The organism is Alkalihalophilus lindianensis, from assembly GCF_032843265.1.
GTDB lineage: Bacteria > Bacillota > Bacilli > Bacillales > Bacillaceae_D > Alkalihalophilus > Alkalihalophilus lindianensis.
In genome coordinates this window covers 314,092-327,133 of record NZ_JAWJBA010000003.1, presented here as the reverse complement: position 1 = coordinate 327,133, position 13,042 = coordinate 314,092, and the positions used below count along the sequence as shown (strand labels likewise).

Annotated in this window: 12 protein-coding genes; 1 reads left to right on the top strand and 11 read right to left on the bottom strand. The window is 37.7% G+C overall.

Features of this window, described 5'->3' with window-relative positions:
• Positions 1-271 precede the first annotated feature (271 nt).
• Entirely contained in the window at positions 272-1,867 is a 1,596-nt protein-coding gene (locus RYX56_RS11650) for a peptide chain release factor 3 (protein ID WP_317122221.1), read from the top strand.
• A gap of 51 nt (positions 1,868-1,918) precedes the next feature.
• Here the strand turns inward: RYX56_RS11650 and RYX56_RS11645 are convergent, their stop codons facing one another.
• The 11 genes from RYX56_RS11645 to argB form a co-directional block, all read right to left on the bottom strand.
• The gene (locus RYX56_RS11645) at positions 1,919-2,668 is read right to left on the bottom strand and encodes an STAS domain-containing protein (protein WP_317122220.1); all 750 of its coding nucleotides are present in this window, start codon (positions 2,666-2,668) and stop codon (positions 1,919-1,921) included.
• Entirely contained in the window at positions 2,655-3,320 is a 666-nt protein-coding gene (locus RYX56_RS11640) for a cobalamin B12-binding domain-containing protein (RefSeq protein ID WP_317122219.1), read from the bottom strand. The genes RYX56_RS11645 and RYX56_RS11640 overlap by 14 nt, the downstream gene beginning before the upstream one ends.
• A gap of 270 nt (positions 3,321-3,590) precedes the next feature.
• Positions 3,591-3,770, bottom strand: a complete 180-nt coding sequence (locus RYX56_RS11635; RefSeq protein ID WP_317122218.1) for a hypothetical protein — start codon at positions 3,768-3,770, stop codon at positions 3,591-3,593.
• A gap of 1 nt (position 3,771) precedes the next feature.
• Positions 3,772-4,599, bottom strand: a complete 828-nt coding sequence (locus RYX56_RS11630) for an NAD-dependent epimerase/dehydratase family protein (protein WP_317122217.1) — start codon at positions 4,597-4,599, stop codon at positions 3,772-3,774.
• Positions 4,600-4,647: 48 nt separating this feature from the next.
• Positions 4,648-5,394 (bottom strand): alpha/beta fold hydrolase, encoded by a 747-nt coding sequence (locus RYX56_RS11625; protein WP_317122216.1) that lies wholly within the window; start codon positions 5,392-5,394, stop codon positions 4,648-4,650.
• A 144-nt stretch (positions 5,395-5,538) separates the two neighbouring features.
• A complete protein-coding gene (locus RYX56_RS11620) occupies positions 5,539-5,718 on the bottom strand; it encodes a YjzC family protein (protein ID WP_317122215.1) in 180 nt (59 codons plus the stop codon).
• 64 nt (positions 5,719-5,782) lie between these two features.
• Positions 5,783-6,832 carry an ornithine carbamoyltransferase gene (gene argF, locus RYX56_RS11615; protein WP_439108486.1) on the bottom strand — a complete coding sequence of 350 codons (1,050 nt, stop codon included), beginning with the start codon at positions 6,830-6,832 and terminating at the stop codon, positions 5,783-5,785.
• Positions 6,762-9,908: a carbamoyl-phosphate synthase (glutamine-hydrolyzing) large subunit gene (gene carB, locus RYX56_RS11610; RefSeq protein WP_317122214.1), complete on the bottom strand. Its 3,147-nt coding sequence runs from the start codon at positions 9,906-9,908 to the stop codon at positions 6,762-6,764. The genes argF and carB overlap by 71 nt, the downstream gene beginning before the upstream one ends.
• Complete coding sequence (locus tag RYX56_RS11605) at positions 9,901-10,980, bottom strand: carbamoyl phosphate synthase small subunit (RefSeq protein ID WP_317122213.1); 1,080 nt, start codon at positions 10,978-10,980, stop codon at positions 9,901-9,903. Before RYX56_RS11605 ends, carB begins: the two co-directional genes overlap by 8 nt.
• 96 nt (positions 10,981-11,076) lie before the next feature.
• Positions 11,077-12,234: an acetylornithine transaminase gene (argD, locus tag RYX56_RS11600; RefSeq protein ID WP_317122212.1), complete on the bottom strand. Its 1,158-nt coding sequence runs from the start codon at positions 12,232-12,234 to the stop codon at positions 11,077-11,079.
• A gap of 13 nt (positions 12,235-12,247) precedes the next feature.
• The gene (gene argB / locus RYX56_RS11595; RefSeq protein ID WP_317122211.1) at positions 12,248-13,036 is read right to left on the bottom strand and encodes an acetylglutamate kinase; all 789 of its coding nucleotides are present in this window, start codon (positions 13,034-13,036) and stop codon (positions 12,248-12,250) included.
• Positions 13,037-13,042 lie beyond the last annotated feature (6 nt).

Genomic DNA, 13,042 nt, shown 5'->3' with positions numbered 1-13,042 from the left:
TTTAAAGATACGTTATAAAAGTCCTAGTTTAACCTAATTGGTTTGGACAAGTTAGTATTCGTTATTTTTATTATAAACACCTGCCAAACTTGTTATATCTTTCGTTTTGTAATCAAATTGTAAGATACTCTCTTATTTCAGCCTGGAAAATAAATAGTTATTAAGTAGGATCAAACATTATTGGCTCATACAACTCTTTTTAATGGATGAATCCCCTCCATAAGACTGGTATAATGAAATGATACTGATTTGAAGAAACGAGGAATTCAATATGAACGAAAACCAAGCCGTACAATCGAGACGGACATTTGCGATCATCTCCCATCCGGATGCTGGTAAAACAACTCTTACTGAAAAATTGCTTTTATTTGGTGGTGCTATCCGCGAAGCTGGAACAGTAAAGGGACGCAAAAATAGTAAACACGCTATGAGTGACTGGATGGAAATTGAGAAACAACGTGGTATTTCTGTTACAAGCTCCGTACTTGAGTTTTTGTATGACGGATATCATGTAAATATATTAGACACACCTGGACATGAGGACTTTAGTGAAGATACGTATCGAACATTAACGGCTGCTGACTCTGCAACCATGTTAATTGATGCCGCTAAAGGGGTCGAGGCTCAAACAAAGAAACTATTTAAAGTATGTAAAATGCGCGGAATTCCGATCTTTACATTTATGAATAAACTTGACCGCCAAGGACGAGATCCATTTGAATTGATGGAGGAATTAGAAGACTTATTAGGTATTCGTTCTTACCCAATGGGTTGGCCGATAGGTATGGGGCAATCCTTCACTGGTGTATATGACCGCCATAATAAGAAGCTTGAATTGTACAATCCTAAAAACCCTAAAGATATTGATGTCATTCAATTATCAGGACCAGATGATCCTAAACTAGATGAAGCAATAAACGACGAAGACCTTGTTGCTCAATTTAGAGAAGAACTTGAGCTTTTAGATGTCGCAGGAGATGAGTTCGATCTTGATCAAGTAAAAAATGGAGAGTTAACACCAATCTTTTTTGGTAGTGCGATTTCGAGCTTCGGTGTTCAAACTTTCCTTGAACATATGCTCAAACTTTCTCCATGGCCTACACCTCGTGAAAGTACAAAGGGGATCATTGACCCCCTTACCCATAAAGACTTTTCGGGATTTATCTTTAAAATTCAAGCTAATATGAATCCAGCTCACCGTGACAGAGTTGCTTTTCTACGAATTACTTCTGGTAAATTCGAACGAGGAATGCAAGTAAAGCACGTAAGGCTTGGTAAGAATTTAAAGCTATCTCAGCCTACACAATTTTTAGCCCAAAGTAGAAGTATAGTTGATGAGGCTCACGCTGGTGATATTATCGGACTTTTTGATCCAGGTACGTTTAGAATTGGTGATACATTAGTTGAAGGACAAGAATTTGAATTTGATGAGATGCCACACTTCTCACCAGAGTATTTCTCGGCTATTTCTGTAAAAGAAGCTCTAAAGCATAAGTCATTTGAGAAGGGCCTCCAACAATTAACTGAAGAAGGCGCTATTCAATTATTTAAGACATTCAATCGTTTTAGTGAACAACAAATTGTCGGAGTTGTTGGTGTGCTGCAGTTTGAAGTGTTAGAACATCGTCTAAAAAATGAATATCATGCAGATATCCAATTAGAGCGTCTTCCTTATTCCTTTGCACGATGGGTGGATGGACCAGAGAGTGAGATGAATACGTTTAAAAAAATGCAACGAAATCTCGTTACAGACCGTGATGGCCGAATGGTCGCCCTCTTTGATAATGACTTCCAAATGAGAACAGCCATCGACAAATATCCAAATATTAAATTCTACGAAAACTCATTTTATAAATCTCAATCTTAAGTAAAAAAACAAACAAAAAAGGATGGCTGCAAAGAGCCATCCTTTTTCTTCTTATGAACTTAAATAGGTGTGAATCACGTCATGTAGGTTAGTCTTAAAAGATGCTTGAAGCTCTTTTCCTTGTCTATTAAAGTGAAAGGCTTGGTTGGGTTTTAATCCTATTACACTTGAATCAATACCCATTACTTGCAGTCGTTGAAGCAAATAACAAAATGCCTCAATTCCACCTTCTTCAAATTCTCCAATTCCGTTAAAATCGAATAGTATCTGTTCATACTCACCTTTAAACGCTCTTTCCGATAATACGTTTTGGTTAACTTCAATTAAGCTTTTATCTAATTCCCCAAAAAGCATCACAACACCAGTCGTTTTGGAAATTTTAATAAAAGGAGCTGAGAGTTGTTTTATTTTCATGATCGAGTTCTCTAAGCTTTCCTTATTCTCTAATAGCTCAAAGTTTGTATTAGCTAGACGTTTACTATGTTGTTTAACCAACTCTTCAAGACGTTCAATGTCACTATTTTTTTTTATGCAGACCATATGACATGCATCGCCTCTCCATTGAAAGGAACAATTGAAGAGAGCCATAGGGACTTCTTCCGTTTTTAAAACTAGCTCACACTCTTGTCGTTCATTACCCCCTAATAAATGTTTGAATTTATTCCTACTACCTTCATCAATTAAATCTTCTACCGTTAATGAATGGGGGAATAGTTTATCAGCATCCTCTGATGTTTCAATGACTTTAAGGCTACGATCAAAAATAAGATATGGAACAGGTATATATTTAATGTTGAACATTCACTTTCACTCCAGCAGAATTATTTAGTAGCCACTCTTCTAGCTGCTTGATATCTTTTATAAGTAGGGTTTTGTTTGAACAATGTGCAGATAAATCATATTGCTCTACTAATCTCCCCCCTACCAACACAGTTGGCTGGTGTTCTATATTTTCTAATTGAGATACGTACTTTTTAAGATTCACTAAATGATAAGGAATCGAAATGGATAAACCAATGATATCAGGCTTCCATTCATGAGCAGCATCCAATAAAGCATCTAAAGGAAGGTTTGCTCCATACAACTTGGTACTCCACCCACTTTGTTCAAACAAATGAGAAGTCAACTTCAATCCAATGTCATGCTGCTCTTCTTCAATACATAAAAACATCGCCTTGGGTCGCTCTGTCATATAGAGAATGTTTGACGTTCGTTTTGAATGATGATAAGCAAGGATAAAATTACAAGTAGATGTCGCTAAGTGTTCTTCTGCTACAGTAATTTGATTCGTTTCCCATAGATGACCGATTTCTCTCATTGATTGAGTAATTAGATCCTCATACAAGTCTAAGCTACTATTCTTATGTTGTTGATACATTTGGACGATTCTCCAAGCTTCAAACTGATCACCTGATAACAAGGCGTGAACGAATAATGTAGTCATTTTGTGCATTCTACTTTCACCTCTTTTAATGCTCGATTAGGTTGAATAAAAAGGTGCTTTATTCTCTATCAAGTTTTCGTCTAGGGTCATGAGTAGATGCGAATAATAAGATTTAACCCACTAGGAATCATTTATTCTCAGTTAATATCATTCTATTATGTCATAGTTGTAAAAAAAAAAGAAGCAAACCCTCTTCTAAATAAAGCCAAACCTCTTTTTTCTTCTTTTTAACCATACATTACAAAATAAAAAAGACTCTTTTTAATAGGAGTCTTTGTTTTAATCGTTCCTCTTATTACTTAATCGTCTGTAAATCACTTCAGCACCAATCCCTATCACAATCGCTATTAACACGCTTATGCCATCAGTTAATCCGAATAGCATCTGACCTATAAAAAAAGAAGTCAAAGCAAAAAGTGCAAAAATAATGATACCCATAAATGAGCGAAATAATTCCATCTTAGCCACTTCCTTTTTGAAACTCACATTGCTTTAGCCATTGTTTCACATGCTCGTTATATTTGGCAAGCCCTTCCTTCACCCGAACTTGTGGCTTATATCCTAATTGATTTTCTGACTTAGATGTCGATAAAAAAGAACCTTCTAAAGATTGTGGACGTTGCTCTGAACAATCAATATCAAAAAAGGAAGGCAGGTGAAAAACCTCATTTCCCTTTTTTTTCATAGCCGCTAACATAAGACCATTTACTGCATCTGAAATATAGATGGCCCTGTTATAATCGACCTTTTCTACATGTTCTGGTTGCCAAGGTCCATACACTACTGGCATTCGTACGATCGAGCATACAACTGACTGTTCCATTGAAAACTGAGCAATACTCTTTTCCATTTTTTGTTTATGCTTACCTAATAGTGTGTCTGGTCTTAAAGTAGCTGATTCTGATATTTCTCCTTCTTGATCTCCGTACACCTCTGTACTGGATACATAAATGAGCCTCGTATTTGCAGGAAGCTTTTTTATCATTTTTTCGATCATAGCTAATTCTGATTCAGTTGTTTCTTTTAATAGTTGTTGATCATTTGCAGCTATATGAAAGATTGCATCGATCTTATTGAAATCATTTATAGTATGAAGTGAATCCAATGTTAGTTTATGCAAATGATATTGGGCATTCCTCCCCATTCTAAGTTCCATTTCTTCCTCTTCTAGTGTACGGTCTTTTTGTAAATGATCTACAGCAATCACTTCGATTCCTTCATTCAACAGTCGATTGCATAAATGAAATCCTATAAAACCTAATGCACCTGTGACACAAACACGTTCCATCTGTATCCCTCCTATGTATCTTCCCTCTTGACCTAGGGGCAAGAGGAGTTACAGTTTCATTTCAGTTTTCTTAAAAAACTTTAGTGCCGGATGGATAAACGAAGAATAGCTTTTACTACCTCCATGTAAACTGAGGGTGATTGGAATGTTATTATCTTCACATTCCTTTGTAAAAGGTCGACTATGTTGTTCAAAGGGATACCGTTTATTTGTGACATCATGTATGATATGCAATGGTGGGCATTCATTGGGTTCATTTAAAGAAAGCTGTCTTTTAAATAATGAAGGATCTAGTTCGTCTTGTGATAAACCATGTGCCGTCAAAAATTCGCGTATGAAGCGTTTATAATAAAGCTTGTTCTGCTCTTCTTGCTTTGCAAATGCGTCTAGATACATGCAAGGATTAATAAAAAATGCAGAACGAATGACTTCGGGCCTTCTTTTAAGAAGTGCTTGAGTGACAAGGGCTCCACTTCCTTCTGCAATAAGATGAACTTTTTTATTTAAAAGAGCACGCTTATAAATTAAATGATACAGCTGCTCCATATAATCAACCGCACGACTACTTCCCCAATGCTTACCAAATAATTCAGAGGTGAAGACTGTATAGCCTTCATTTAGTAAAGAATGTATAAAAGAAAACCGTTCAGGATGTTGATGCCAAATACTTGTATCCGCTTCTACACTCTTTGGATGCTCTCCAATAATTAACACTGCAAACCCATTTGGTCTCTCAGGAAAAAAGAGGAGATTCCACTGGTTTTCAATTTTAAAGAAGGTTTCATTTAATAACATATTATCAACCTCTCCTCTCCTTTAAGATACTTTCTTATTACCCTATGCATATGTTAAAGAAAACGGAATGAGACAAATGATGATATTCTTTTTATCAAAAAAACAGCAAGTATAGACATATGTCCGTACTTGCTGCTTTTTTTATTATGGCTTGGGCTTTTGAGTCCACTTTCGATTGTGGTTTGTGTTTTCCGGAAATGTGTCCCCAGCTTCAAGCTTTACTGACTTTGGATTTTGAACCATGCTGCCTGTTTCACCAATTTCAACATAAATACCATTGTTAGGCGCTTTTTGACCATGATCAAATTGTTTGTTTTGACCCATAATGATCCCTCCTTCTCCCTTAGAGTTTCCAGATTAAGAAGAATCATGAGTGGTGCTCACTTTTTTACGAAAGTATTGAAGTTAAAATGGCTTTTTGGGCATGAAGTCGATTTTCTGCCTGATCATAAATTACAGAATGACCTCCGTCAATTACATCAGCCGTGACTTCCTCGCCGCGGTGAGCAGGTAAACAATGTAAGAATAAATAATCGGGTTTAGCATGCGCCGTTAAGGCTTCATTTACTTGATAAGGGAGAAATGCTTTTACTCGCTCTGATTGCTCTGCCTCAAACCCCATACTAGCCCATACATCTGTGTAAATAACATCTGCATCTTCTACTGCTTCAACAGGGTCAGTCGTTTGAGTTAAAATCGCTCCCGTTTCCTTTGCTGCTTCACTTGCCTTTTTAAAGATTTCTTGATCTACTTCATAGCCTTTTGGAGTGGCAACAGAAACATCCATACCCACCTTGGCTCCTGCAACAAGAAGGGAATGGGCAACGTTATTCCCATCACCAACATAGGCTAATTTTAATTTAAGAGCTCCTGGCTTATGCTCTTTAATCGTTAATAGATCAGCAAGCCCTTGACATGGATGAAAGGCATCCGTTAATGCATTGATAACAGGAACATCTGCGTGTTCAGCAATCTCTTCTACCATTTCATGAGAATTGGTTCTAATCATAATGGCATCTACATAACGCGATAAAACTTTAGCGGTATCCTGTACGGGTTCACCTCGGCCAATTTGTAAATCTCTTGGGCTTAAGAAAAGAGCATGACCTCCTAATTGGGTCATTCCAACCTCAAATGAGACGCGTGTTCTCGTTGAGGCATTTTCAAAGATCATTCCTAATGATTTTCCTGAGAGAATCGGCTTTATAGGCTGTTCTTTTGTCGCATTCTTTAGTTGAATCGCTTCATCTAGTAGTTGATTCACTTCTTCAGGAGTATAATCTAATAAGGTTAAAAAATCTCTTCCTTTAAGATTCGTTTTTTTATATACTATTTGACCACTCACTTGCAACACTACCTTTACTTGTTTATTGTACGAGCTCACTCGTTCTAGCTCTCCATTCCTCAATGGATAACAAATGACTAGACGTTGATTCATTTCCTCTTAACATCACATCTAACGTTGTTAGCTCTGTAATAACACCGACACGTTGTTTTAAGGCTTCAATACGTTTATCCATACCTGTTTTATAGCCTGCTTTTGGTAGACTTATGAGAAGTGCAGCTTCATTTGAATGAATCCACTGGTCAAACTCATCTTCAATGATTGTAAAGCCCTCATCTAGAAGCACTTGTTTGTATTTCTCAAATTGCTGAAGATAAGACGCATCGACTTCAATAAATATTGTTCCCTTCGCCCCAACAAAAGAAGACCCACCTTCTAAAGCTTCAAATGTCTTTTTGAATGCCTCGTTTAAGTCAGAGCTTATACTGATTAATTCACCTGTTGATTTCATTTCAGCCTCTAGGATTGGGTCAACACCTGAGAGCTTTTGATAAGAAAACACAGGGGCCTTCACCGTATAAAAGGGTGGTGTAGGAGCAAATCCGGTTTTTTGGGTAATCTCTTTTAACGTCTTCCCTAATAAGAGATCGATCGTGTACTCAATTAATGGTTCTCCGTTAATTTTACTGAGAATGGGAACCGTTCGTGAGGCTCTCGGGTTTATCTCAATCACATATAAAGCTCCTTCATAATGTACAAATTGAACATTGAAAATCCCACGTAAGTTCATGCCATTAGCCATTTGCTTTGTATACTGTAAGATCAACTCTTTCGTTGAATCTGAGATTGAATAGGTAGGTGTCACAGCAATACTATCTCCAGAATGAACACCTGCTTTTTCAACTTGTTCAAATAAACCGGCAATATAGACGTCTTCACCATCTGTTAAAACATCAACTTCTAATTCAACCCCTGGATAATAAGCATCTATTAGTATTGGATACGCTAAATCATGATGATTAACTGCAAGAATTTCTTCTAATTCTTCTTTGGAAGTGGCAATCATCATCCCCTGCCCGCCGATGACGTAGGAAGGTCTAATTAAAACCGGAAAACCAATATCAATCGCTTGCTGAATAGCTTCTTGGCTATTTTCTGCTGTAACTCCTGGGATATGTGGAACATTCACTTCATTCATAAATTCATAAAACTTCCCGCGATCCTCAAGCTGATCAATCGTCTTAATGGTTGTGCCGTATATATGCACACCTGCTTTTTCGAGTCCTTCTACTAAAGAGATGGCAGTTTGGCCACCTAGTCCCACGACAACACCCTCTGGTTGTTCAAGGTCGATAATATTTAATACATCTTCTACAGTTAGAGGCTCAAAGTATAAACGATCTGCAGTAGCATAATCGGTACTTACCGTTTCAGGATTATTATTGATAATAATCGCTTCATATCCTAAGCGATTAAGGCTTAGTGCGCCATGAACTGAGCAATAATCAAATTCTATACCTTGACCTATACGAATAGGTCCTGAGCCTAGAATGATGATTTTCTTCTTATCTTTTGTCAGTTCAACATCTTCTTCCCCACTCCAACTTGAGTAATAATAAGAAGTCGAAGCCGTAAATTCACCAGCACAGGTATCGACCATTTTATAACGAGGGACGATGCCGAAAAGTTTTCTCTTTTGTCTAATTGCTGACTCAGACACCCCCCACATCATTCCTATCCAATAATCTTGAAAACCGTTCGTTTTATATAGGCTTAATTCATTTTTGGTAACAGAATTTAAGGTGTTATTTTTTATTTGATTTTCTAGGACAACTAAATTGTGAAAAGCATTTAAGAAAAAGAGGTTAATTTGAGTCGCCTCGTGGACATCATTTATCGATATTCCTTTTCTTAATAGCTCCATAATGGCAAAAAAGCGACGATCATCAGCCTTTATCACCAGCTCCCATAGCTCCGATTCAGTCATTTTTTTAAGGATCGGTAATGTTAATCCCTCTACTTTAATTTCAAGCGATCTTACAGCTTTTTGAATACCAGCTTCAAGATTCCGTTCAATTGCCATTACCTCTCCTGTTGCTTTCATTTGTGTTCCAAGCTGACGCTCTGCATGGACAAGCTTATCAAAAGGCCAACGCGGGAACTTCACCACTACATAATCAAGGGCTGGCTCAAAGCTTGCATACGTGTGTCCAGTCACAGGATTAATTAATTCATGTAATTGATATCCGATGCTAAGCTTAGCCGCCATTCTTGCAATTGGATATCCAGTTGCTTTTGAAGCTAATGCTGATGAACGACTAACACGTGGATTTACCTCGATTAAATAGTACGTTTTACTATAAGGGTCAAGCGCAAATTGAATGTTACAGCCGCCTACTATTCCTAATGCACGAATAATCTTTATTGAGACTGACCGTAGCATTTGGTACTCTATGTCTGTTAACGTTTGCGAAGGAGCTACAACAATTGAATCTCCTGTATGTATGCCAACAGGATCAATGTTTTCCATGTTACAAATCGTAATGCATGTATCATTATCGTCGCGCATCACTTCATATTCAATTTCCTTAAAGCCAGCGATGCTCTTTTCGATCAGGCATTGGTTAATTGGGCTTAGCGCTAACCCACCTTTAATAATTCGTAACAATTCTGGTTCATCACTTGCTATTCCCCCTCCAGCTCCCCCTAATGTGTAAGCAGGGCGAACGATAATCGGGTATCCTACTTTCTCTGCAAACCTAATTGCACCTTCAACTGTATTGACTATGTCACTTTCTGGAACTGGCTCATTTAGTTCATTCATTAATGTTCGAAATGCTTCTCGATCTTCACCTTTTTTAATAGAATCAATTGGTGTACCCAGTAATTCAACATCATACTCATCTAAAATGCCTTGATCATGTAAAGCCAATGCCAAGTTTAATCCCGTTTGGCCTCCTAATGTCGCTAACAAACCATCTGGTTTTTCTTTGTCGATAATTTGCTTAATGCTATTAACAGTCAATGGTTCGAAATAAACGACATCAGCACATGCCTCATCTGTCATAACGGTTGCTGGATTATTATTAACGAGGATTACTTTGATCCCCTCTTCTTTAAGTGCAAGACATGCTTGCGTGCCTGCATAATCAAACTCTGCTGCCTGGCCGATCACAATGGGACCTGATCCAATGACTAGCACAGAATGAAGTTGTTCTTGTTTAGGCATATGTCTTCTCTCTCCCTTTCTTCTCTACCATCTCTATAAAATCGGTAAAATAATGCGCACTATCACTAGGTCCAGGGTGTGCTTCTGGATGAAATTGAAGTGTGATAATTGGCAACTCTTTATGAAGTAACCCTTCAATCGATTGGTCATTTATATTGATGAATTTCGGTTTGAAACCGGTATATTCTAATGATTGTGGCTTTACAACATAACTGTGATTTTGTGAGGTCATATAGACCTTATTTGTCACACAATCTATTACTGGTTGATTAGCTCCTCTATGTCCAAAACGCAACTTCTCCGTATCCGCACCAAATGCTAGAGCTAATAATTGATGCCCTAAACAGATTCCAAGGGTGGGAAAACGTATGGCAATCTTTTTAATCGTTGGGAGTAAATCAGTTAATTTCTTCGGATTACCTGGACCATTAGATAACAACACTCCATCTGGTTTCATCTCCTCAATTTCTTCAAATGATGAATCATATGGCATGATTGTCACTTTGCACTTAAGTTCAAGAAGCTGATCGACAATTGATTTTTTGTAACCAAAATCTAATAAGACAATATGATGATCACCTGATCCAAGTTCTATTTTCTTCGGTATAGATACTTCTGCCACAACATCTTGATCGGCTAAGTTAGGAATGATCGTAAAATCAACATCTTTTAAATCTGTCGTTAAAATCGCCCTCATGTCACCTTTTTCACGAATTCGTTTCACAATCGCTCGTGTGTCCACCCCCGTTAAAAGTGGTGTTCCGTTTTCTTTACAACAATCAGATAGAGTATTGTTTGCATCATAGTGATAACCTTGATTACTTAATTGATGGACAATGATAGCTGCAGCTTGCGAATGCTTACTTTCATGATCCAGATGATTCACTCCATAGTTACCTATTAACGGATACGTAAACACGACCATTTGCCCTTTAAAAGACGGGTCAGTCATCACTTCTTGATAGCCCGTCATTCCTGTAAAGAAGACGATTTCTCCATGTACCTGCTTTTGATCTCCTAACAGTTCCCCTTCAAATATCTCTCCTGTTTCAAGTACTATATAGCCTTTCATGAAACCCCTCCACCCCAAAACGAATTTATATTCTTTATTTAGTATTTTTATTCATTAAGACTTTAAAAAAAAGACCATGTTACCACAATTAGTTCTTTACTTAACCACTGTTGCATTAGCTTTTAATACGTTCGAGATTAGTTGCAGAGCTTGCTTTAACTGCTCTTCTTTAACAATCAATGGAGGAAGCAACCTCATCACATTCGGTCCTGCTTGGAGAACGAGTAAGTGTTTTTCTCTTAAGGATGCAATCATAGGGCCTACTTCATGTTTACACTCAATCCCAATCATTAACCCTATGCCACGAACTTCTACAATTTCATCTAACTCGTTGCTCAGTTCAATTAGTTGCTTAATTAACCATTCCCCTTTTTCTTTTATCGATTGTAAGAATGAATCATTTGTTACTTCTTCTAATACAGCATTTACAGCTGCCATTGCTAGTGGATTTCCTCCGAATGTTGACCCATGACTTCCAGGTTGAAAGTAATCAACTAACGATTCTTGACCAAGTAATGCCCCAACTGGAAAGCCATTCCCGAGTCCTTTAGCTAGTGTGATGATGTCTGGTACTAAGTCATACTGTTCATAAGCAAAAAGAGTTCCTGTGCGACCAATCCCCGTCTGCACCTCATCTATAATTAGTAAACAATTATACTTATCACAAATCGATCTGATATGGCGTGCAAATGATGGAGTCATCGGCACCACGCCACCTTCACCTTGAATCACTTCTACCATAATTGCTGCGACATCTTCTGACATTGTCTTTGTAAGAGCTTCCTCATCATTAAAAGGTAAGTAAGTAAACTCAGGTAATAAGGGGCCATATCCTTCATGCACTTTTTCCTGACCAGTAGCAGACATACTGCCTAGTGTACGACCATGGAAACTCTTCTGAAATGATACAATTTTATGTTTCCCAGTCGCTTTCCTCGCTAGCTTAATAGCTGCCTCATTTGCCTCTGCCCCACTGTTACAAAAAAATGCATAATCGGCTACACTATTGTCAGTTAAGCATTTTGCAACTTTCTCTTGCTGTTCTATCTCGAATAAATTAGATACATGCCACAATTTATCCACTTGATCTTTCAGAGCTTGATTGACTTTTGGATGGCAATGACCAAGATTACATACAGCAATTCCTGCAACAAAGTCTAAATAAGTAGTTCCAGATGCATCGACAAGCTCAGCACCTTGACCTTTAACAGGATGAATTCCCCATCTTGCATATGTAGGAAATAGTGCGCTCATTACAATTCCTCCTTTACATCACTACATGTTGAGTATTTTCAGACTTGAAGATTTTTGTTCCTATTAATTCACCGTCATATAAAGATTGATCTGATTCACCATTCATAATGACAACAGATTTAACGTTTCCAGTTAAGCTTTTCATTGCAGCTACTACTTTTGGAATCATCCCACCATAGATCGTGCCATCTGTAATTAATTGTTCAATCTCCTCGCAAGAAGCCTTAGGAAGAAGGTGATCATCTTGAAGAATTCCATCAACATCCGTTACAAAAACCAATTCATGAGCACCAAACGCATTGGCTATCGCCGCCGCAACACTATCTGCATTCACGTTATAATGAGTCCCTTCTTCATTTACTCCAATTGGCGCAATGACTGGGATAAACCCTTCAGCAAGTAAAGAATCAATTAGTGTAGTGTTAATGTCCGTTGGCTCTCCAACAAAACCTAAGTTCTCTTGATCTACTGGTCTAACCGTTAGTAGCTTTCCATCACAACCTGATAATCCAACCGCAAGTCCCTCAACTTGTTGAATGGAAGTCACTAATTTTTTATTTACTTTACCGCATAAGACCATTTCAACAGCTTCTAGTACATCTTCTGTTGTCTTCCTTAGACCTTTTACGAAAGTGGATTCTACATTCATTTGCTCTAGAACTTGATTAATATGAGGACCCCCACCATGTACAATTATGATGTTCTTGCCACTGTTTTTCATTTCGATAATGGATCTAAAGAAAGAAGAAGTGAGTTGATCAAGGGTACTCCCCCCACATTTAATGACAATGAGTTCTTTCATCTTTTC

Bases quoted from the DNA above. Each gene is read 5' to 3' on its own strand.
- RYX56_RS11650 (WP_317122221.1), top strand. From the start codon at position 272: ATGAACGAAAACCAAGCCGTACAATCGAGACGGACATTTGCGATCATC.
- RYX56_RS11645 (WP_317122220.1), bottom strand. From the start codon at position 2,668: ATGTTCAACATTAAATATATACCTGTTCCATATCTTATTTTTGATCGT.
- RYX56_RS11640 (WP_317122219.1), bottom strand. From the start codon at position 3,320: ATGCACAAAATGACTACATTATTCGTTCACGCCTTGTTATCAGGTGAT.
- RYX56_RS11635 (WP_317122218.1), bottom strand. From the start codon at position 3,770: ATGGAATTATTTCGCTCATTTATGGGTATCATTATTTTTGCACTTTTT.
- RYX56_RS11630 (WP_317122217.1), bottom strand. From the start codon at position 4,599: ATGGAACGTGTTTGTGTCACAGGTGCATTAGGTTTTATAGGATTTCAT.
- RYX56_RS11625 (WP_317122216.1), bottom strand. From the start codon at position 5,394: ATGTTATTAAATGAAACCTTCTTTAAAATTGAAAACCAGTGGAATCTC.
- RYX56_RS11620 (WP_317122215.1), bottom strand. From the start codon at position 5,718: ATGGGTCAAAACAAACAATTTGATCATGGTCAAAAAGCGCCTAACAAT.
- argF (WP_439108486.1), bottom strand. From the start codon at position 6,832: ATGAATCAACGTCTAGTCATTTGTTATCCATTGAGGAATGGAGAGCTA.
- carB (WP_317122214.1), bottom strand. From the start codon at position 9,908: ATGCCTAAACAAGAACAACTTCATTCTGTGCTAGTCATTGGATCAGGT.
- RYX56_RS11605 (WP_317122213.1), bottom strand. From the start codon at position 10,980: ATGAAAGGCTATATAGTACTTGAAACAGGAGAGATATTTGAAGGGGAA.
- argD (WP_317122212.1), bottom strand. From the start codon at position 12,234: ATGAGCGCACTATTTCCTACATATGCAAGATGGGGAATTCATCCTGTT.
- argB (WP_317122211.1), bottom strand. From the start codon at position 13,036: ATGAAAGAACTCATTGTCATTAAATGTGGGGGGAGTACCCTTGATCAA.